Source organism: Sorangium sp. So ce128 (assembly GCF_051525245.1).
GTDB lineage: Bacteria > Myxococcota_A > Polyangia > Polyangiales > Polyangiaceae > Sorangium > Sorangium cellulosum_B.
Genome location: NZ_CP150313.1, coordinates 12499714 through 12520576 on the forward strand (window position 1 = coordinate 12499714; position 20863 = coordinate 12520576).

A 20863-nucleotide genomic window follows, 5' to 3' on the forward strand; every position below is an offset into this window, starting at 1 on the left:
GCCTCATGGCAGGAACGTCGTAATCACCGCGGGCCACGACTCGCCCCGATCGTCGGTGCAGCTCGGGCGATAGCCGTCGGCCGCGCCGAGCGCGTCACACGCGAGATCGCATGAGCCCACGATGTGAATGTTCGGGCATTCTCGGACGCCCCCTCCGGGCTCGGGGAGCCCCGCGGCGCAGTCCCTGCTGAGGGCCCGAGAGCTCTCCACGTTGGATTCGTTGTAGCAGGCATAGAGGCGGGGCGGGGTTGCGAACAGATCGCCCCAGAACGCGCCTTCCTCCATCGGATACGACTCGACCTCGCTCGCGTCCGGGTGCCTGAGGGCGAGGTGCGCCGCGCGCGACGAGATCATCACGGAGACGCCGGCCCGGTTGGCGCGCGACGCCACGCAGGCCGAGACCCACTGCTCCCGGGACTCGCTCAGCGGCGCGATGGCCCAGCTCGCCGCGAGCCCGAGGTAACCCGGGTAGACCTCCTCGCGCAGCTCGCCGCGCTCGTCGCGCCACGAGAACCTGAACGATTGCGACGGGGTCAGCGCGCAGCCGACGATGTATTGAAGGAGCTGCCTGGACATCGCGCCGAGCTCCCCTGGGCGGGTGATGGCGGCGCGGACCGCCGCCGAGACGGCGTTCGAGGCGAGTCTGTTCGGGGCGAGCGCAATCGGGTCGAGGGCGTTCGGGTTGAGGGCGTTCGGGTTGAGGGCGTTCGGGTTCAGCGCGTTGTGATTCACGAGCGCACTTGAGACCTCGTCGACCGACCCCCACTCCGCGGGAAATCCGTCGCTGCCACCGCAGCACGGCAATGAAGCCAACAGAAATGTGTGTGCCCACAGAGCTCGGATTCGCCTCTTCATCTGTCCCCCCTCCGCGCCCGTTCTGCTAGCAGATGGAATAGGCTACCGTAAGGATAACGATGGATTTACTGTACCACTTGGCGAAGCGGCGTGTAGCGCCAACCCGGCCGTCTGGCGCGGAGAAAATCCTCGCTCGGGTGAGTCCTTAGTCGCATCGGGGGGGTTATGACGATGGATGCTTTGGCGACACGAGATAACGAGACGCGGGCATTTTCACTGGAGGAGAGGTCCTTTTCCCGAGGCGAGCTGCCGTGCGGCACGCGGGCGGGTGAATACACCGTTGTGTCGCCCATCGCCCGGGGCGGATGTGGGGCCGTGTACGAGGCCATTCATCTCCGGACCGGCGAGCGCGTGGCGATGAAGGTGCTCCACGGGACGCTCGCCGCGTCGCCGAAGATGGTGAAGCGCTTCCTGCGCGAGATCGAGGTGGTGCGGCTGCTCAATCACCCCGGGATCGTCGAGATTCATGACGCGGGCGAGCTCGCGGACGGCCGGCCATTTTACATGATGGAGCACCTCGACGGGGTGACGCTCGACGTGCTCCTCCGGCAGGAGGGGCGGCTCTCGCCGGAGCAGGCGCTCGAGCTGCTCGAGCCGGTCTGCTCGGCGCTCGACGCGGCGCACGCGGCCGGGATCATCCATCGCGACGTGAAGGGCAGCAACATCTTCGTCTCGCGGGGCACCCCGCGGGCGGTCAAGCTCCTCGATTTCGGGATCGCCAAGCTGATGGAGCCGGACGAGGGGGCGAGCGGCTTCACCACGGCGGGGAGGGCGCCTGGCACCCTCACGATCATGGCGCCCGAGCAGATCCTCGGCGGCGTCCTCGACGCGCGCGTGGACGTGTATGCGCTCGGCGTCCTGCTGCACAGGCTCCTCACGGGCAAGCTCCCGTTCTACTCGCCGGACGCGACCGAGCTGCTCCGGCAGCACCTGGAGGAGCCCGCGCCGCGCCCGAGCCGGCGGACCCCGCTGCCGCCCGCGCTCGACGCGGTGGTGCTGCGCTGCATGGAGAAGCAGCCGGAGCACCGCTATCCTTCGGTGAAGAGCTTCCTCTACACGCTGCGCGAGGCGGTCGGCGAGCCGACGTCGGGGCGGAGCAGCATGCCGGAGCTCCAGACCGACGCGATCGCGATCTACCTCGATCTCCGGGTGCGCACCGACGCCGACGATCTCGACGACGCGCTCGCCGAGGAGCTCGGCCTCGTGCTCGACCTCGCGGAGGAGCGCCTCCGGGACGCCGGGCTCACGCTGGTCTCCGTGACCGGCAGCGAGATCCTCGCCGTGCGCCTCCTCTCCAGCGAGCTGCGGGAGTCGCTGCTGGAGCGCGCGGCGGTGATCGAGATCGCCGCCTCGCTCCACGAGGAGATCGCGCTGAGGAGCGGCCCGGACACGCGCGTGCACACGAACCTGTGCCTGCACGCCGGGCAGGTCGTTGTGCGCTCGGCGAACCACCCGGAGATCATCGGCGGCGACCTGGCCCGGGTCGGGGCGTGGGCGCCCGTCGACGCGGTGCACGCGCTCTGCGCGACGGAGGCGGCGGTCCGCGGGATCGGCGGACTCGAGCTCTCCGCGGGGCCGCCCGGGCTCCTGCTGATCGGCGAGCTCTCCGGGCACTGCTCCTCGCCGGCGCCGACGCTGCGGTGCCGCGCGCTCTGACGCGGAGGGCGCGCGGCCAGCGTCGCCCTTCAGCGACGCGCGCCGCGCCCCCGCGACGCGCGACGTCAGGTGGGCGACGGGCGCGCGCTCGGCGTGGACCCCCTGGCCGACTCGGGAGCTCCCGGAGTCGATATGACGACGTAAAAACGAGCGAGGGGCGATTGCCGCTCGATGATAGGTGCCATTATAAGGGCCGCCCGCGGGGCGCTCTACCTCACGCCCGCGCCTCGCCGCTCCGGAAAGCTCTCATGTCCATGCGCCTCCAGCAAGCACTCCAGACCCTCCTCGATTCCGCCCCTCTCCTTCGCGACGCATCGAGCAGCGGTAACGTCCGTGTGCTCGCCTCGCTCCTCGGGCCCGCCTTCCGCGGCTTCGTCCAGCGGCGGGGCAAGGGCGTGGTCTCGACCGATATCTCGGTTGGATACGAGGCCAGCTTTAACTGGAGTTACGGGCGGGACGACCCCGACATGGCGAGGCTCTACCACCTCGCCAAGACGTCCCAGTGGGACGCTGCGACAGACCTCGACTGGTCGCGGAGCGTCGACTGGCTCGACCCGGCAATGCCGCTCTTGCCCGACAGCTGGATGCCGCCGTCCAAGCTGCCCGCCTGGCGCAGGCTCTCCGAGCGGGAGCGCGCGACGCAGCGCCACGGGCTGCTCTCCTGGATGCTGAGCCAGTTCCTGCACGGCGAGCAGGGCGCCTTGTTCGCGGCGTCGCAGATCACGGAGTGCGTGCCGTCGCTCGACGCGAAGCTCTACGGGAGCACGCAGGTCGCCGACGAGGGGCGCCACGTCGAGGTGTTCCACGCCTACCTGACGCAGAAGCTGGAGAAGCTCTACGAGATCAACGACAACCTCTATGTCGTCATCGACGCGATCATGAGCGACGGCCGGTGGGACATGAAGTTCCTCGGCATGCAGATCATGATCGAGGGCCTGGCGCTCGGCGCGTTCGGCTCGATTCGACAGGTGACGAGCGAGCCGCTCCTCAAGGACGTCCTCCGGTCGGTGATCACCGACGAGGCGCGCCACGTCCACTTCGGGGTGCTCGCGCTGAGCAGGTTCTACCGCGAGGGCATCGACGAGCGGGCGCGGAGGGAGCGTGAGGACTGGGCGTTCGACCTGTCGGTGCTCCTGCGCAACCGCTTCCTGGCGCACGAGTTCTACGACGAGTTCTACGCTCACCGCATGACGCGCTGCGCGTGGGACGAGCTCATGCTCCAGAGCGACCTGATGGGGTTCTTCCGCCGGACGATGTTCAGGCGGATCGTCCCGAACCTGAAGCGGATCGGCCTTTTGTCCGCGCGGATGCGGCCGCGCTACGCCTCGCTCGGCCTGCTCGAGTACGAGCACGGGCGGGCGGCCAGCGAGCTGACGGCCAAGGAGCTGCTCGACGACGCGTGAGGCGAGGGCGTCCGAGGGCGTCCGAGGGCGAAAGAAGCGGACGCCCGCGCCGGCCCCGGGGAGAGATCAGCAGGTGGACCGGACGCAGGCCGAGAGCTCGACGCCGCACTGCCTCTGGATGCAGCCGAAGTCGCCGTTGCAGGCGGCGAGCGACCTGAAGGCGCACGAAAGGACCTGATCGGCGAAAAACTGAGCGTTGGGGCAGCCCCGCGAGACGCAGCTCGAGACGCACGCGACGCTGAATTCCGGCGGCATCCGCTCCCTGTCGATGCACCGGGCGGCGCAGGTGACCACCTCCTCGCAGTCCACGGGCTCGCACGCGCCGCAGTCCTGGGGGCAGATGCCGCAGGTCTCGAAGCTCTCGCAGACGCCGTTCGAGCACACCGAGCACACGCCGCAGTCGCGCCGGCAGGACGCGCACGTCTCCGTCCCCGAGCAGATGCCGTCGCCGCACGTGGCGCAGGCGCCGCAGTCGTCCGGGCACGAGAAGCAGCTCTCGATCCCACCGTTGCACACGCCGTTGCCGCAGGCCTCGCAGACGCCGCAGTCGGGGGCGCAGGAGCGGCAGTCCTCCCGCGGCGAGCAGACGCCGTCGCCGCAGCCCTGGCAGACGCCGCAGTCGCCCGCGCACGTCGCGCACGTCTCGGCGCCGCTGCACACGCCGTCGCCGCAGTTTGGACACACACCGCAGTCGCCCGGGCACGTCGAGCACGACTCGCTCGCCGGATCGCAGGCGGCGTCGCCGCAGCGCGGACAGAGGCCGCAGTCCTCGGCGCAGCTGTCGCAGTCCTCTGCGCCGTTGCAGGCGCCGTCGCCGCACCCCCCGCACGGGCCGCAGTCGCTCGCGCAGCTCGAGCACGTCTCCGTCCCCGAGCAGGCGCCGTCGCCGCACCCCTGGCCCTGGCACGGGCCGCAGTCGGGGGCGCAGGAGCGGCAGTCCTCCGCGCCGTTGCAGGCGCCGTCGCCGCACGCCGGGGGCTCGGCGCCGGACGAGCTGTCGTACTCCCACGTCTCGGTGCGGCCGCAGCCCGCCCCGAGCGAGGCCCCCGCGAGGGCGACGAGCGCAGACCAGGCGAAGGCGCGCGAGGAGAGGAAGCCAGGGCGATGCCGCCCGGACCGCAGCAGGAAGCTCAGCCGGCTTGTGGTACCCATACGATCAGCCCCGGGGACACGAGAGGTCGGGTTGTCAGAAGGAGCGGGACCGGCTCGCGGGCTGCAGCGGCGCCGCGATGAGCCGTCCACGGGAACGCGCGCGGACGGAACATACATGGAGACGCCCCGCGGATGGCGCCAAAGCACAGGCGCGCCGGCGCTGGAGCCGCGGGGCGTGGGCGCATGCGCGACCGAGCGGCACAAAATAAAAGAGGGCGGCGCCTCCGGAGAGGCGTCGCCCAAAGCGCTCCGCGGTGCGCGCTTCACCCAGGAAGCGACGCGCCGCGCAGAGAGCTCACTTGGGGGCGTCGGCCGGCGCGGGGGCCGCCGCCGGGTCGGCCGGGGGGGCCGCCGCCGGGTCAGCCGCGGGGGCCGCCGCCGGGTCAGCCGCCGGAGCCGCCGCCGGGTCAGCCGCCGGAGCCGCGCCCGGGTCGGTCGGGGCCGGGGCGCTGCCGCCGCAGGCGACGACGAGGGACGAGACGGCGACGAGCGCAAGAACGAGCTTCTTCATGGAATCCTCCGAAAATGGGGCGGGTAGACCACCCTCAACCAACAGGCGTGTGAACCGCACGCAAATCCGGCGGCCACCACCCAGACGCCGAGGGGAGCCAGAACGGCTCACAGTTTTTTCGATGAGCCGCCCGGGCCCGACCAGGCGTCTAGAAAAGTGTGGGAAACTCGGGGCGCTCCTGATGCCGCTCTGGACAGGAGCCCAGGGCTCGGCGCTCCGCCCGGGCCGCTGCCCCGACTCCCGCGAGGGCATCACGATCACCGTCTGCTGTACATTTCCAGTCATGTCCCCTGGTACGAACGCATGGCTCTGAGACCTCAGCGAGGGCGCTTGCGCCTTGTCGAACCGGCCGCCCCGGCTGCCCCGGCCGCGGAGGCCCAGGAGGACATGGGCGACGCCGGGCCCGCGTTCGCTCCGGAGGAGCGCGGCCGCGGCGATGGCCGGTTCGGGGGGGCGCGCGCGCAGGACCGGCGGTCCTCCGCCGCGACCGGGGCGGCCGAGCGCGGAACGGGCCTCGCGGAGCTTCCGGACGCGCAGCTCGTGGTGCTCGGCGCCCGCGGGGACGTGGGCGCGCTCGAGCAGCTCTACCGGCGGCACGTCGCCTTCGCCATCCACCTCGCGACGCGCATCGAGGGCTCTGCGCGCGACGTGGAGGACATCGTCCACGACGCGTTCCTCCGCGCCTACGAGCGCCTCGACGACCTCGTGGATCCCGCCGCGTTCCGCGCCTGGCTCGGGTCGATCATCGTCCACAAGGTCCGCTCGCGGATGCGGCGCGCGCGGCTGCTCGGCGTGCTCGGGATGGGCAAGTCGAGCGAGCCGGTCGATCTCGACGCCCTGGCGAGCCCGGCCGCGTCGCCCCACGCGCGCGCGCAGATCGCGCAGATCTACGCCCTGCTCCAGACGTTGCCGGCGGACGACCGGATCGCGTGGATCCTCCGCTCGGTGGAGGGGCACGATCTCGAGACGGTCGCGCAGATGACGGACTGCTCGCTCGCGACCGTCAAGCGGCGGATTTCGCGGGCGCAACAGTTCCTCGACGGTCATTTTGTAGATTCAACCAGCAGCGAGGCCTCATCATGAGCCGGCGAGGGCTACCCCGGATCGCCCCGGCAGATCTCCGCGACCACGCGACCGAGGAGCGGATCGCGCGCGTCTGGGACCGCATCGAGCACGACCTCGGGGCGCGCGAGCGCTCGTCGCCGCGGCGCGCGGGCATGGCCGCGATGCTCGCGGCGGCGACGTTCGCGGCGTTCGGCGGCGGCCTGTGGCTCGGCAAGGCGATCTGGAGCGACGAGCGCGCGGCGCCCGCGCTCACCGCCGTGACGCCGGCCGACGACGCGCCGTCGCTCGTCGACGTGTTCGCCGCGGGCTCGCAGGGGCGCACCTTCCAGCTGCCGGGCGGCGGGAGGATCTCGCTGACGGCGGGCACGACCGTCGAGGTCGAGCAGGCGGACGGCGGCGCGCTGACGCTGCGGCTCGTGCAGGGCGAGGCGTGGCTCGACACCGTGAGCGGGACGCGCACGGCGGCGCTCGCGATCGTCGCCGGCGAGGCCCGCCTCGCGGCGGCGGCGGGCAGCGTGCTGCGCGTGAAGCACAACGTCGACGCGATCGACGTCAACGTCGCGGATGGCTCGGTCAAGCTCACGTCGCCGGCCGGCTCGCGGGAGCTCGGGCGCGGCGACGCCGAGGAGGGCGTGCCGATCCGGCAGCGGATCGCGGTCGTGGCGCCGCCGGAGCCCCGGCGCGCCCGCGCCTCGTCGCTCCCGCGCTCGAGCGCGGAGGTGGCGCCGATCGAGCCGCCGCCGGCCGCCGCGCCGGCCGCCTCCGCCGCCGCGCCGGACTGGCGCGCGCGGTACAACGCGGGCAACGTCGCCGAGGCGCTGCAGAGCCTGCAGCAGCAGAGCGGCGGCATCGACGGCGCCATCGCCTCCGCGAAGACGGCGAGGGAGCTGATGGACCTCAGCGACCTCTTGCGCGGGAAGGGCGGCGATCGCGCCGCGGCGATGCGCGCGTTCGCGCGCGTGGTCGAGGGCTTCCCGAGCGACGCGAACGCGCCGATCGCGGCCTACAAGCTCGGCGACATGCACGCGAGCATGGGGGAGCAGGCGCTGGCGGCGAGGTACTACGAGCAGGCGCGCTCGCTGTCGCCCGAGGGCAACCTCGCGGAGGACTCGTTCTGCAAGCGCATCCGCGCCGAGGTGGTCGCCGGTCACAAGGAAGAGGCCTCTCAGATGGCCAAGGAGTACGTGGCCAACTACCCGGACGGCCGGTGCGAGGACGTTCAGCGGATCGTCTCCGGCGAGTCCGGTGAGGAGGCGGCCGAGCAAGAGGAGCACGCGGCCCCGCCGCCCCAGCCTCCGCCGGCCCCGGACGCGAGCCCGACCCCGTAGAGCGGGGGGCGCCCGTCCACGTCGATCGCGCTCCGCCGAGCGCGGTGGACATGCTTGACACCCCTGGCGGTTCTGCGCTTGCTTGGTCGCTCGCCGCGCCGGAGAACCGCTCAGGATGACCACCGCCGTCCGCACCAGCTCTCTACCCGCTCGCAACGACGTTCAATCGCTCCCGTCGTGGAAGTTGGTGTTGCCCCGAGGCGGCTATGTGTCCTCGATGGAGGCGTTCACCACGGCGATGGGCGTCCCTGGCTTCGTGCTGCTCGATCTGGGCACGCTGGCCGGCGGCCAGGACGCGCACCGCCTCCTCGGGCTGCGGTACCTCATCGCGAACGGCGAGGTGTGGAGGACGCACTTCGGCTGGCAGCGCCCCCTGGAAGCTGCGCTGCGCAGGGCGCTCCTCGACGAGGAGCGGGTGCAGGAGCTCCTCGCGGCGGCGGAGGGCCTGCTCGCGCGGATCCGGGACACGCGCGCATCGATCACGGCCGCGGACCGCGACGGGTTCGCTCGCTACCTGGAGGGCGGGCTGCTCCGGGCGCTGAAGCGCCGTGAATTCGACGACGAGCGGCTCCTCAAGTTCCTGATCCTGGAGCAGGACGAGCCCTCGCTCCGCGACCAGGCGGCGGAGCTCCTGCGCTCCCGGGCCGGCGACCTCCTGCGGGAGGACGCGCAGGTGCTGGATCTCCTGTACGCCGCCGTGCATCGCCTGGACAGCTACCCCGCCACGACGGTGAGCGCGGGCCAGCTCAAGTACATCCTTGTCGCGGACAAGGGCGAGATGGGCGTGCGGGCGACGCGGGAGGCGATCGCGCTCGGCAAGATCCCCGTGGTCCTCTACAGCCTGCAGGACGACGCGAACGCGCTGCAGCTGCGGATCGCGCGGGAGGGCGGCGGGTTCGGGGTGGGGCTCGAGGGGAGCTTCCGCGAGAGCTACGCGAACTTCATCCAGATCGCGGACAAGGTGAGGGCCGAGTTCGAGCGGCGCTTCGGCGACGGCTCGCAGGAGGAGCTGTCGCGCGCGGGGCTCTATCCCGGGTACGGCCCGCTGGCGGAGAACGCCGCGGCCATCCGGCACTTCCGCCAGAAGAACATCGTCTTCGTCGGCCCGATGCAGGACGTGGTGGAGAGCGCCGGCGACAAGCGCAAATTCCGCCTGATGGCCCAGGATTTCGACCCGACCGCGGTGACGCCGGGCATCGTCATCGACAGCGACGATCCGGGCGAGATCCAGCGGATCGTCCTGGAGGCCCACGCGGCCGGGCGCTTCACGTTCCCGGGGCGGCTGAAGGCCGCCAACGGCGGCGGCGGCCGCGGGCAGGCCGTCATCCCGACGGTGGAGCAGGTGCCTCAGGCCATCCAGAAGGTCCTCGGCGAGATCAAGGCGTACAACTGGCAGCCGGGCGTGATGTTCGAGCAGAACATCCCGGAGACGATCCACCTCGAGGTGCAGGTGCTGCGGGATCGCTACGGCAACGCGCGGCACTTCGGCATGCGCGACTGCAGCGAGCAGCGCGCGAGCCAGAAGATCCAGGAAGAGGCGCCGCCGGCCCTGCTCCGGCGGTACCCGGGCCTGGAAGACCGCATCTGCGGGCTCGCCGTGCGGATCGCGGACCGCGTGGGCTACGTGGGCGCGGGCACCGTCGAGCTGATGTTCAAGGAAGGGAAGTTCTACTTCCTGGAGATGAACACGCGGATCCAGGTGGAGCACCCCGTCAGCGAGGAGAGCTACGCCATCAAGCGGAAGCGCAGCCGCGTCCCCGTGAACCTCGTCGCGTGGCAGATGCGCATCGCGGACGGGCAACCCATCGATTTCGAGCAGGACCACGTGGTGCAGACCCACTGTAGCCGCGAGTTCCGCATCAACGCGGAGAGCTGGAATCCCGATCTCAGGGACTCGCGGGACGGCGGCAAAGGGCTGTTCTTGCCCAACGCGGGTATCTTCGATCGCATCGCGCTCCCCGACACCGACGCGATCCGCGAGGCGCTCGAGGAGAAGGGCCTCACCGACCTGAAGGTCCGCTTCGACTGCGGCTTCGAGGCGGGGGACGTCCTCGTGAACAAGGACCCCACGTTCGGCAAGCTCATCGTCTCCGTGAGCAGCAAGGACCCGGACAGGGCCTATGAGCTCCTGCGGCTCGCGTCCCTCGAGGTGCTGAAGAAGATGAAGATCCAGGGGCGGCAGGTGCGTCCCGACGGGACGCCCATCCAGGGCTCACCCTTCAAGACGAACCTCCAGGATCACGTGCGCATCCTGAGGATGCCGCTGTTCAAGCGCCATTCGAGCGACGACGACACCGGACGTCACGTCAACTGGCTCGTGGCCGCGTTCCGCCAGGAGGCGTGAGCCGGGCAGGCCGCCGCGCTCCCCTGTGGGGTGAGCGCTGGCAGCGAAATAATCCGCGAACGCGCGGCCGTTCTCGCTCGAGAGCGCGTCGCGGTGGATTCGTCCGGCCAGAGCAGCCTCGGTGAGGTGGTCTCGGACCACAAGAAAGAGGCAATTCAGATCGCAACAGGGTATGTGGCCAAGTACCCCGATGGCCCGTGCGAGGATGCCCAGCGGATCATCTCCGGCGCGGACGCCGCCGCAGAGGACGGGCTTTGGCCGCCTGCCTCCGGCGCGCGCCCCGCGCTGGGATCTTCCCGCGCTCGCCGCCTCCGCGGTCGCCGTCCAGCTGAGCCTGGCCCTCCCGGCCGCGGCCGCCGAGCCGCGCGCCGTCGTGGCGATCGCCGGCCGCGCCGCCGCGCCCGCCGCGCCGCGGCTGCCCGACGCGGCGGCGCCCATCGAGGTGCGCGTCGCCCTGTCGCGCGGCGCGGCGGAGGAGGTCTCCAGCGTCCGCGTGCGGCGCCTGCTCGAGATCGAGCTCCCGGACGGCGCGGCGCTGGCCGCCGAGCCGGTCGGCCCGCTCGGCGACCGCGTCGCGACCGTGTGGGTCGACCGGCCCACCGCGGCGCGCCTCGAGATCCAGGTCCGCCTCGACGGCCGCGCCGTCGTGCGACGGCAGATCGCCGTCTCCGGCCTCACCTCGGACGTGGCCGCGCGGCTCGTCGCGATCGCCGCCTCCGAGATGATCGTCGCCGAGATGCGCCGCGCGCGCGCCCCGCGGCGGCCGCCGTCGCCGCGGCGCCCCACGCAGGACGAGGTCGAGCTCGCCTCGCGCGATCTCGACACCCTGTCCGTCTCGGCCGGGCCTTACGCGGCGGTCGTCTCCGGCGGGCCGCGGGTGCTCGGCGGGGCCGGCCTCGCGCTCGGCCTGCGGCGCCTGCGGCTCACGGAGTCGCTGTTCGCCCGCCTGCTCGCCGCGCCGTCCGGCGGCGAGCCGCTGCGCTGGCTCGAGGCGGGCTTCTCGGGCGACTACCGCTTCTGGCTGGCGGCCTCGTGGCGCCTCTCGATCGGCGCCACCGCCTCCGTCGCATCGCTCAGGCTGCCCGCCGCCGTCTCCGTCGATGGCATCGCGGGCGAGCGCGACACGTGGTCCGCACGCGCCGGCCTCGGGCTCGGCGTGGAGACCCGGCTGGGCGGCCCGGTGTGGCTCGGGCTGACGCTGGACCCGGGGATCGTGCTCCGGCCTGCGCCCTACGAGGGCGCCCGCGGGGAGGCGGGCGCCGTCGAGGGGGCCTGGCTGGGGGTCGGCCTCTCGCTCTCCACCGAGCGGCGCTCCGCGCCGCCGCGGTGAGGGTGTGGCGCGGTGAGGGTGTGGCGCGGTGAGGGTGTGGCGCGGTGAGGGTGCGGCCGGGCGCGGCCCGCTGGCGCAGATCCGCGGTATCGTGATCGCTGATGGATGAAGAGATCCTCGAGCAGCTGCGTGAGCGCTACACGTCAGGGAATCTGATCGTCTTCGCAGGCGCCGGCGTCTCGGCGGCCGCGGGCATGCCCACCTGGAAGCAGCTCGCCGAGAAGCTGCGCGACCGCGCGCGGCGGCGGAGCGCGGACCCGGCGGTCATCGACGAGATCCAGCAGTACATCTCCTCGAACCAGCTCATCAACGCGCTCTCCGCGGCGAGGCTCGCGCTCGGGCCGCAGGACTTCAACTGGACGGTCGACAAGGAGCTCGACGACACCGGCCGCGACGTGCCGGAGCTGGCGCGGGCGATCGCCGCGCTCAAGCCGAAGCTCAAGGCCGTGCTCACCACGAACATCGACCGCTTCCTGGAGCGCGCGTTCCAGGGCGAGTGGCGCATGGTCGATCGGCCGGCGGGCGACGTCGCCATGGACAGGTGCTTCATCCTGAAGCTGCACGGCACGCTGCGGGCGTGGGACACCTGGGTGTTCTCGCGCGACCAGTACGACCGGGCGATCTTCGGCTCGCCCCTGCTGCAGGACGCGTTCGGGGCCCTCTACCGCACGCACTCCATCCTGTTCGTGGGCTTCGGCCTCGCCGACGACAACATCGACCAGACGCTCGCCCGCGTGCGCGCGCTCTCCGGCGGGCAGCCGCCGATGCATTTCGCGCTGCTCCCGAAGGGGGTGCCGCCGTTCCGCCGCCGGCTGCTCGAGGAGTCGGGCGTCCGGCTCATCGTCTACGAGAACCAGGCGGGCGATCACGCGGAGGTCGCGCAGATCCTCCTCGGCCTGGACGCGGCGCCCTCGCCGGTGTTGACCGCAACGTGGTCGCAAGGACCCGGAAGCATTGGCTCGATCCGGGATATTCTGCCCGTTTGCCCATCCCCGGCGCCGCAAGCCGGGCCGCTGCCGCACGCCGCGCCGCGGCCGGTGCGCGTCTTCTTCTCCTACGCCTCGCGCGATGAGGAGCTCCTCGCGCGCCTCGAGGCGCAGATGACCCCGCTCAGGCGGGAGGGGCTGATCGCGCTGTGGCACAGCGGGAAGATCGGCGCGGGCGAGGACACGGAGCGCGCGATCGGCGAGCAGCTCGAGGCGGCCGACCTCATCCTCCTCCTGGTGAGCGCGAGCTACCTCGCGTCCGAGCAGGGCGACGCGCAGGTGGCGCGCGCGATGGAGCGGCGCGCGGCGGGGCAGGCCGTGGTCGTTCCGATCCTGCTCCGCCCCTGCGACTGGGAGACGACGCGCTTCGCCGAGCTCCAGGCGGTGCCGCGGGACAAGAAGCCCGTGACCAAGTGGCCCGATGAGGACGAGGCGTTCCTCCAGGTGGTGCGGGAGATCCGCGCGGTCGTGACGAAGCTGCGCCCGTCGCTGAGGTGAATCTGCGCGCCCTCGCCCGAGCTGCGGCCCTGCCGCGCTCGGGCGGCGGCTCTGTGACGCGCGAGCATGCGCGAGCGGCGGCTCGGCCGGCGCCGGGTGTATTCCGTACTCTTCCGCCTCATCGGCTCGTGAAGGATCGCCGCTCCGCGTGATCGGCGCCGGGCAGCCCGGCGTGCCCGGAGGGCTCTCTGGGTTTTCTCGCGCTCTTCCGGGCCTCTGGCCTTGTCGCGCTGCGCGCGCCGCAGCGGGCGCGGATGCACATCGGGACGCGCATGCGCCTTGCTATGCCCGCTGGGCGCACAGCGCGAACTAGCGGAGAGGTGGCCATCGTGAGCCCATTGCACAGAGAACGGATGGTGACGGCGCGCGAGAGCGGCCAACCCGAGGCGCGGTTCGCCGACGAGGAGATCCCGCCCGAGTCGGGCCGCCAGCCGGCCGTCTACACGGCGCGCGGCGGGCCCACCGGAGAGCCCTGGCCGGAGCGCGCGCCCGTGCTCACGCCGGAAGAGGCGCGCGAGCTGTCCGAGCGCTGGAGCGCGATCCAGGCGGGCTTCATCGAAGCGCCCCGCCTCTCGGTCGAGCAGGCCGACGCGCTCGTGAACGAGGTGATCCAGCGGGTCGCGCAGAGCTTCCGGGAGGAGCGCGCCGCGCTGCAGCGCCTCGTCGACGGCGAGCCCGGGCGAGCGGAGGCGTCGACGGAGGAGCTCCGGCTCGCGCTGCGCAGGTACAGATCGCTGCTCGGGCGCCTGCTCGCGTTCTAGTTCCACCCGCCAGGGGTCCGGCCAGGATGGCCCGCGCGCGGGTACGACCGGGGCGAGCGCTCCGCTTGCGCGGCGCCCTGTAGCGGGGGCTCTTCGCTTCTGGCATGGTCGCCGCCATGCTCGTCCGCAGCGCTCTCTCCTGGGTTCCACGCGGTCCGCGGCGCGACGCACGCCGCCTGACCGGCCCCGCGCTCGGGCGCCGCGCGCCAGCGCTGCTCGGCGCCGCGCTCGCCCTCTCGCTCGGGTGCTCCGGCGCAGCGCCGGCCCCCGTCGCGCGCCCGGCGCCGGTCGTGAAGACGCCGCCCGCGCAGCCGAAGGCGCCGGAAGGGCCGCCGCTCCTGCCGGCCCGCGTGATCGCGGAGCTCGACGAGGACGCGACGCCCTACTTCGCCCGGCGCGGCGACGAGGCGCTGCTGCTCCACGCCGCGGGAGGGCGCTGGAGGACGCGCCTCCTCGGCGCGGACGGCGCGCCGCGCGGGGACACCGTGGACGCGGGGCCCGTCGCCGCCGACGTGCCTGTCGCCGCGCTGCGCGCCACGCCGCAGGGCTACCTCGCCGCCTGGATCGAGCAGATCGAGGGGAGCCGCGCGGTGCGCGTGCTCGCGCTCGACCCCGCCGGCAAGCCGAGCGCCCCGGCGAGCCTCGTCGCGCAGACGGCCGAGGAGATCTCGTGGCTCGACGTGCTCCCGAACGCGCAGGGCGCGCTCGTGCTGTGGGAGATGCCGCGCGAGGCCCAGGGCGACGCGGCCCGCGCCGGCGTCGCCCACCCCGGCGTCGACCGCGTCGACGTGGTCATGACGGTCGTGGCGCAGGGCAAGGGCGCCGCGATCAAGCCGACGGCGCCCGCGTCGGTCGCGCGCGAGGTGCTCGGGTGGCACGCGGTCGCCACCGAGCGGGGCGCGGCGGTCGCCCTCGTGCTCCCGCCGGCCGCGCCGCGCGGCCGAGGCGAGGGCAAGCCCGCGCGCAAGGCGGAGGCGGAGGACGCCGCGGAGGACGGGAAGCTCGGGTCCATCGCGCTCCTGGAGATCGACGCGTCCGGGAAGGTGTCGGCGCCGGTGGTCGTCAGCCCCGAGCCGACCGCGCAGATCGATCTCGAGATCGCCTCCCTCGGTGGGCGTTACCTGCTCACCTGGACCGACGAGCGGGACATCGACGGCGCCGTCTACCTCGCGGCGGTCGAGCCGGGCGGCAAGGTGGTGGTGGCGCCGCGGCAGGCGACGCCGCCGTCCGGCGAGCAGGCGCTCGTGTCGCTCGTCGCGCCCTCCCAGGGCGGAGGCGGACGGGCGCTGCTCGCGTGGGAGGACCTGCTGCGCGCCCGCGGCGGCGAGGCCGGCGGCGCGGGCGCGCGCGAGCCGGGGCGCCTCATCCACCTCGCGTCGGTCGGCCCGGACGGGACGCTCGGCGCGGAGCGGGCGGCGCTCGTCTTCAGCGCGAGCGGGCCGCCCGACATCGCGGCCGACGGCGACGGCTTCGCCGCGGTGACGCTCGCGCCCGCCACGCTCAAGATGGCGCGCGACGGGGCGGCCGCGCCGCCGGTGTGGCCGACGTTCGTGCGCTTCGGCCCGGATCTCTCGGTGCGGGCGGCAGAGCCGGTGCGCGCCGCGCCGTTCGCGGCGACGGACGGCGTGCCGTACCTCGTGCGCGGGCTGACGTGCCACGCGGGCGCGTGCGCGACGCTGGCGAGCGCCGCGCCCGGCCCGCAGCCTGGCGGCGCGGCGGGCGCGGCGGGCGCGGCGGGCGCGGCGGGCGCGCGGGCGCCGCTCGCGCTGGTGTCGCTCCCGGTGCGCGAGAGCGCGTGGCGCGCGCCCGCGTTCCGGGAGGACAAGGACCCGCCGCCGCGCGCGACCGCGGTGCGCGCCCTCGCCGAGGGCGACCCCATCGCCAAGGTCGCGGCGGTCGAGCTCGACGGCGGCGCGGCGCTCTCGGCGTGGGTCACGTACTTCGTCGAGGGCGCGTCGGACGCCGCGCCCCGCGGGCAGGAGGTCTCCGCGACGCTCGCGGTGCGCGCCGTGTCCCCGGGCGGCCTCGGCAAGCTGAGCATCCTCTCGCAGAAGGCGTCGTCGCTCGGCGGCGTCGCGATCGCGGCGGCGCCGCCGCTCCCGGCCGACGCGAAGGGCAAGGGCGCGGCGCAGGGCGAGAGCGTGATCGCGTGGGTCGCGCGCGAGCGGGGCGAGACGCAGGTGTACCTGACCAAGGTCGACGCGACGGGCGCGAAGGTCGCGCAGAAGAAGCTCACCACGGCGCCGCGGAAGAAGCAGGGCGGCGCCGCGAGCGAGGCGTCCGACGTGGCGATCGCCTACGACGGCGCGGGGGGCTTCATCGTCGCGTGGATCGACACGCGCGACGGCAACGCCGAGGTGTACGCGGCGCGGGTGGACCGCGCGCTGAACCGGACGGCGCCGGACCGCCGCATCACGAACGCGCCGCTCGACGCGGCCGAGGTGCAGATCGCGGTTCGCGGCCAGGAGGTGTGGCTCGTGTGGTCCGACGCGCGCACGACCGGCGGCGCGGCCGCGGGCGGCGGTGGGGCTGCGGGCGGCGGCGGGGCTGCGGGCGGCGCGGCCGCGGGCGGCGGCGGGGCTGCGGGCGGCGCGGCCGCGGGCGGCGGCGCGGCTGCGAAAGCCGGAGCGGCTGGCCAGGGCGGCGCGGTTGCGAGCGGCGGCGCGGCTGCGGGCGGCGCGGCTGGCCAGGGCGATGAGCCCGGCGGCGACATCTTCCTCGCGCGGCTCGACGCGAAGACGCTGCAGCGGATCGGCGACGAATCGCGCCTCCATGCATCCTCGGAGCACTCGCGCAGCCCGGTGCTCGCGCCGCTCGAAGGCGGGCTCTTCGTCGGCTGGGTCGACGAGCCGGCCGACGAGGCCGGCGGGGGCGCGGGGGCCGGCGGGCGCGCGCGTCTCGTGCGGGTCGACGGCAACGGCGCGGTGCAGGGCCCGCCCGTCGTGGTGAGCGGCCCGGACGGCGCGACGGTGTCGTCGCTCGCGCTCGCGTGCGACAAGGTCTGCCGCGGCGTGCTCGCGTCGGCCCCGGGGGACTCGGTGGAGCTGAACGCCTTCACGCTGGCGCCCGGCGACGTGTCGGCGCCCTCCCTGAAGCCGCTGGCGTGGCTGACCGGGGGCGCGTCGCAGGACGTGTCGCCGGCGTTCGCGGGGCGGTCCGGCACCTCGCTGTTCTTTGCGGACGACTCGGTGAGCGGCTCGGGGCGCGTCCGGTGGATGACGATCGCATGGCCGTGAGCGGCGCAGATCGCGCTCGCCGGCGGCGCGCCGCGCCGCTGCGCGCGGGCTGGCTCCTCCTCGGAGCGCTGGCCTCCGCGCTCGGCTGCCCTGGGCCGCCGGAGGTGCCGGTGCCGCCGCCGCGCAAGCCGGCCGGCGCGGCGGCGTTGCCGGCCTGCAAGGAGAGCGGCTGCTCTCAGGCCGGGGCGCTGCTCGCGGCCGCGCGGGCGTTCAGCGACGTGCGGCACGACTACCTCCTCGACACATCGAGCGCCATGGTGCCGGGCCGCGGGCTGTCGAGGAGCGCGGCGGGCGCGTTCTCGCCGGTCGGCCTTGCTTGCGCCCGTCCGAAGGCGGAGCCGGCAGCGCCCGCGGCGACGGCAGCGCCCGCGGCGCAGACGGTGGCCGCGATCACGGCGGCGCCCGCGGCGACGGCGGCGCCGGGCGCACCCGCGCCGGCGCCGGGCGAGCGCGCGATCGACTTCCGCTACGTCGGCATCGCCGTCGACTCGGTCCTCGTCGGCGCCGACGTCGATCTGCCGGCGTACTTCAGCGCCGGAGGGACGCTCGACCGGCGCCGGCTGCGGCTGGTCGCGATGGCGCTGGTCGCGGACGAGGATCCGCAGTTCTTCGAGCCGACCGAGAGCGTGGTGCCGGCGGCGGGCGGCGGCTGCGCCTGCGGCCGCGCGACGCACTTCATCGGGGCCGTGAAGCGCGGCGCGATGGTCGCCTACGAGACGGACGTGACGGCCGGCGAGGCGCACGGCACGGCGCTCGGCCTGTTCAAGGCCCGGATCGAGGCGGGGGACCGCCGGGTGACGATGACCTCGGTCGGGGAGCTGGCCATCGAGGGCGTCGAGGGCGCGCCGGTCGCGGGCGCCAAGGGAGGCGGGCAGGCGTTCGGCGCGCTGCGGATGGAGGTCAAGAAGGCGGTGCCGCTGGCGTACGCGATCTACCCGGTGGCGGACGTGTGCCGCTTCTCGCTCGCCGAGCCGGAGATCGCGCCGCTGCCCGTCGACCTCGGCGTGGTGCCGTACGGCGCCGCGGGGACGGCGCAGGCGCTCATCACGAACCGGGCGCAGGTCGACGTCCGGGTGACCCACGGCGAGCGCACGGTCGAGGTGCCCGCGCACGGGAGCGCGGAGCTCACGTTCTCGTGGACGCCGGAGGGCGCGACGGCCGGCTGCGAGCGGCAGACGCGGCGGGACACGTTCGTCGTGCAGCCGAAGGACGCGTCCGCCCCGGTGGTGCCGCGCGAGCGGGCCGTCGTGGTGCCGCTCCAGGTCACGACGGGGATGCCGACCTTCTCGAAGCACGAGCCGATCGCGACCGAGACGGGGCGGTCGCCGGACTACGGCCGGGCGAGCGTGGACTGGACGTGCCCGGCCGGCTACGTGGTCGAGCAGTGCGAGCCGCAGCTGGCGAGCTGCCTGTCATCGACGGGGAGCTGCAACGCCGAGGGATACCGGCTGACGGCCGAGGCGACCGCGGACGGGCGGGGGTGCGCGTTCCGGTGCACGGGGCCGAGCTCGTCCTTGTGGGGTGACCACGGGTGCTCCTACACGGCGGCCATGGTGTGCCGGCTGGGGTGCAACTAGCGCTACGGCCGCGTGTCGCGGAGTCTCCGCCACCTCGAGGGCGACCGCCCGCGCGTGCTCAGCCGGTCACTGGCGCGGGGAGCGCCCGAGCGGGCGCGCGTCGGGGGACGAGCCCCCCTGCGCCGGGCCGCTCTCGTCCGCCCCCTGGAGCGCCATGCTCCCAGGCTTGAAGAAGATGCTCCTGAGCTTGCCCGCGAGCTGGTCGAAGGCGCGGAGCGCCATCACCTCGTAGACCCGGTCATCGGGAGGCGCGCTCGCGAGGTTGGCCCCCAGCCCTGCCGTGCTCGTGTACTCCACGGTGAACTCGTCCGGGGGCATCACCTTCAGCTTGAAGTCGAACGCGTCGCGCTCTCCGGGGATCCGCATGGTCCCGTCGAAATCGACCAGGATGCCGACGAACGCTCGTTCGCTGCGCTCGCCCGAGTACATGGTGCCGGACCAGCCGACATCGTAATGGATGTAGATCGTCGGAACGCTCGGAGCGACCCTGGCTGCGCCGGCGTTGTCGGTCAGGCGCTCTCCCTGCTTGAGCTCGAGGATGTCCGTCGGGAAGACCCGCTTGAAGCCGGCCGCCAGGTTGTTCACGATGGCCGCCTCGCGAGGAAGGGAGTGCTCAGCATCGAAATGCTTCGCGACGGGCGCCACGCCCGCGCCCCGCGGGCGGAGGGCCTGCGCCTTCTGCTGCAAGACCACATCCAGCTTCGCGAGCATGTCGGTGGCGGGCGGGTCGAAGCGGACCTCGACGGTCGACCGCTCGCTCTTCTCCAGATACGAGATCAGCTTCTCCATGAAGCTCAGCATGACCGGGTCCGATGTCGAGGCTTGCGCTCGAAAGTCGGCCAGCGTCTTCGAGAAGAGCGCATGGACCTCGGCGCGCGTCTCTCCCTCCACCACCGATCCCGGGTACTTCTTGAGGACGGCGCGCAGCGCGGTGACGCTGCCCTCGCGCTTTGCTTCCGTGAGCGCGGCCCGGGGGAGCAAGCTGTTCTTCACTTCATCGAGGTGCCTGCGGCCTGAATGGACATAGCCCTCGTAGGCGAACTCGCTCCCTACCTCCTTGGCGCTACGGAACATCGCCTCGTCGCTCAGGAGGTTGCGCACGTACCACAAGGGCAGCGCGAGGATCACGGCCACCAGCGTCGAGGCGCCCGCGATGAAGCCGGGGCGGAGGAACGACGGCATCGTGCCCACACGCGGCGCGTGGCCGCCCGCTGCGTGCGGTGGATCGACGGCCACGAGCCTGTCCCAGGCGTCGTCGCGCCGGACCTCGAAGAACGGATCCAGCGCGATGAGCTGCTGCACGTCCCTCGACGCGAACGCGGCCCCGAGCGCCTGCCGGGACCACTCGAGCTCGCCGACCTTGGCCTGGACCTCTGCCTGCGAACGGACGACGAACGACTGGCTGACGTTCCCCTGGAAGCTGAAGGTGATGAGCGAGTGGGAGTAGACCCCATTCGTGTGGTGGTGTACCGCGCCGACGTTCACGAGATCCGACATCGGGATCACCGTCAGCTTGGGCCCCGTCGCGTCGACGTAGTCCGCCGGCAACAGATACCGGCCCACCCTGAACGGGAGGGTCGACTTGAACCTGAGCCGCTTGATGGCCATCAGGGTCGACACGAAGAGCAGGAAGATGCTGCCGGCGTAGCCGAGAAGGTGCCCCGTGCCCTGAACGCCTGACCAAAGCGATCCAAAATGATTGCAGACGAGCACCAGGGTCACGGCGGCGGCGGCCAGCGCGAGGAAGCTCCATCCGAGGATCCCCGTGCCTGCGTTCGCCGGCGCGGAGAGGATCGGCCTGGGCGGGCCCTGACCATCGAGGCACCGAACGAGCCGATCGCGGACGGGATCGGGCAGCGCATTGAACAGGACATGTCGTACAGGCATGGCACCCCCAGGCAATCAGGAGACGCTATCATCGGCCCTGCGTGCGCGGCAATCGCGATGTGGAAAATCACACTCTGGCGAGCCGCGTCTGGCAGCGTGGTCCGAGACCCTGCACATCGGTGGCGTTCACGCACGCCATGTCCCGTGGCGAAGGCCGGCGCGACGCGCTGACGAATCGACCGCCCCGCGGGGTGTCCTGCGAACACGCCGCAGGTGTCGTGATCGAGGGCGCATGGCGCGCCGGCCGCCGCGCGGGCGGGAGCCCACGCTCAAA

At 73.1% G+C, this 20863-nt stretch carries 14 protein-coding genes; 10 read left to right on the forward strand and 4 right to left on the reverse strand.

The window, feature by feature from the left end; translation table 11 throughout:
- Positions 1–3: 3 nt before the first annotated feature.
- Positions 4–732 carry a hypothetical protein gene (locus WME82_RS47305; protein ID WP_438040687.1) on the reverse strand — a complete coding sequence of 243 codons (729 nt, stop codon included), beginning with the start codon at positions 730–732 and terminating at the stop codon, positions 4–6.
- Positions 733–1026: 294 nt separating this feature from the next.
- On the opposite strand from WME82_RS47305, the gene WME82_RS47310 reads away from it, so the two are divergent.
- On the forward strand, positions 1027–2511 hold the full coding sequence (locus tag WME82_RS47310) for a serine/threonine protein kinase (RefSeq protein ID WP_438040688.1): 1485 nt from the start codon (positions 1027–1029) through the stop codon (positions 2509–2511).
- A 248-nt stretch (positions 2512–2759) separates the two neighbouring features.
- Positions 2760–3914, forward strand: a complete 1155-nt coding sequence (locus WME82_RS47315; protein WP_437855074.1) for a ferritin-like domain-containing protein — start codon at positions 2760–2762, stop codon at positions 3912–3914.
- Between the two features lie 66 nt (positions 3915–3980).
- On the opposite strand, the gene WME82_RS47320 is transcribed toward WME82_RS47315, so the two are convergent.
- Both WME82_RS47320 and WME82_RS47325 read right to left on the reverse strand, forming a co-directional pair.
- Positions 3981–5066 carry a hypothetical protein gene (locus WME82_RS47320; RefSeq protein ID WP_438040689.1) on the reverse strand — a complete coding sequence of 362 codons (1086 nt, stop codon included), beginning with the start codon at positions 5064–5066 and terminating at the stop codon, positions 3981–3983.
- Between the two features lie 295 nt (positions 5067–5361).
- The gene (locus WME82_RS47325) at positions 5362–5577 is read right to left on the reverse strand and encodes a hypothetical protein (RefSeq protein ID WP_438040690.1); all 216 of its coding nucleotides are present in this window, start codon (positions 5575–5577) and stop codon (positions 5362–5364) included.
- A 330-nt stretch (positions 5578–5907) separates the two neighbouring features.
- Here WME82_RS47325 and WME82_RS47330 point away from each other — a divergent pair, with 330 nt between their 5' ends.
- The 8 genes from WME82_RS47330 to WME82_RS47365 all read left to right on the forward strand — a co-directional run bounded on the left by WME82_RS47330 (position 5908) and on the right by WME82_RS47365 (position 18702).
- Entirely contained in the window at positions 5908–6660 is a 753-nt protein-coding gene (locus WME82_RS47330) for an RNA polymerase sigma factor (RefSeq protein WP_438040691.1), read from the forward strand.
- A complete protein-coding gene (locus tag WME82_RS47335; protein WP_437913970.1) occupies positions 6657–7970 on the forward strand; it encodes a FecR domain-containing protein in 1314 nt (437 codons plus the stop codon). The genes WME82_RS47330 and WME82_RS47335 overlap by 4 nt, the downstream gene beginning before the upstream one ends.
- Before the next feature lie 217 nt (positions 7971–8187).
- Positions 8188–10314 carry a biotin carboxylase N-terminal domain-containing protein gene (locus tag WME82_RS47340; RefSeq protein ID WP_438040692.1) on the forward strand — a complete coding sequence of 709 codons (2127 nt, stop codon included), beginning with the start codon at positions 8188–8190 and terminating at the stop codon, positions 10312–10314.
- Between the two features lie 205 nt (positions 10315–10519).
- Complete coding sequence (locus tag WME82_RS47345) at positions 10520–11644, forward strand: hypothetical protein (RefSeq protein WP_438040693.1); 1125 nt, start codon at positions 10520–10522, stop codon at positions 11642–11644.
- Positions 11645–11745: 101 nt separating this feature from the next.
- A complete protein-coding gene (locus WME82_RS47350; protein ID WP_438040694.1) occupies positions 11746–13128 on the forward strand; it encodes an SIR2 family protein in 1383 nt (460 codons plus the stop codon).
- Between the two features lie 329 nt (positions 13129–13457).
- On the forward strand, positions 13458–13889 hold the full coding sequence (locus WME82_RS47355) for a hypothetical protein (protein WP_437855089.1): 432 nt from the start codon (positions 13458–13460) through the stop codon (positions 13887–13889).
- A gap of 104 nt (positions 13890–13993) precedes the next feature.
- Positions 13994–17125 (forward strand): hypothetical protein, encoded by a 3132-nt coding sequence (locus tag WME82_RS47360; protein WP_438040695.1) that lies wholly within the window; start codon positions 13994–13996, stop codon positions 17123–17125.
- Complete coding sequence (locus tag WME82_RS47365; protein WP_438040696.1) at positions 17122–18702, forward strand: hypothetical protein; 1581 nt, start codon at positions 17122–17124, stop codon at positions 18700–18702. The genes WME82_RS47360 and WME82_RS47365 overlap by 4 nt, the downstream gene beginning before the upstream one ends.
- 66 nt (positions 18703–18768) lie before the next feature.
- Here the strand turns inward: WME82_RS47365 and WME82_RS47370 are convergent, their stop codons facing one another.
- Positions 18769–20589, reverse strand: coding sequence for a hypothetical protein (locus WME82_RS47370; protein ID WP_438040697.1), 1821 nt, complete (start codon positions 20587–20589; stop codon positions 18769–18771).
- Between the last annotated feature and the right edge of the window lie 274 nt (positions 20590–20863).

Coding starts and splice junctions, on each gene's coding strand:
- WME82_RS47310 (WP_438040688.1), top strand. CDS start 1,027: ATGGATGCTTTGGCGACACGAGATAACGAGACGCGGGCATTTTCACTG.
- WME82_RS47315 (WP_437855074.1), top strand. CDS start 2,760: ATGTCCATGCGCCTCCAGCAAGCACTCCAGACCCTCCTCGATTCCGCC.
- WME82_RS47320 (WP_438040689.1), bottom strand. CDS start 5,066: ATGGGTACCACAAGCCGGCTGAGCTTCCTGCTGCGGTCCGGGCGGCAT.
- WME82_RS47325 (WP_438040690.1), bottom strand. CDS start 5,577: ATGAAGAAGCTCGTTCTTGCGCTCGTCGCCGTCTCGTCCCTCGTCGTC.
- WME82_RS47335 (WP_437913970.1), top strand. CDS start 6,657: ATGAGCCGGCGAGGGCTACCCCGGATCGCCCCGGCAGATCTCCGCGAC.
- WME82_RS47340 (WP_438040692.1), top strand. CDS start 8,188: ATGGAGGCGTTCACCACGGCGATGGGCGTCCCTGGCTTCGTGCTGCTC.
- WME82_RS47345 (WP_438040693.1), top strand. CDS start 10,520: ATGCCCAGCGGATCATCTCCGGCGCGGACGCCGCCGCAGAGGACGGGC.
- WME82_RS47350 (WP_438040694.1), top strand. CDS start 11,746: ATGGATGAAGAGATCCTCGAGCAGCTGCGTGAGCGCTACACGTCAGGG.
- WME82_RS47360 (WP_438040695.1), top strand. CDS start 13,994: ATGGTCGCCGCCATGCTCGTCCGCAGCGCTCTCTCCTGGGTTCCACGC.
- WME82_RS47370 (WP_438040697.1), bottom strand. CDS start 20,589: ATGCCTGTACGACATGTCCTGTTCAATGCGCTGCCCGATCCCGTCCGC.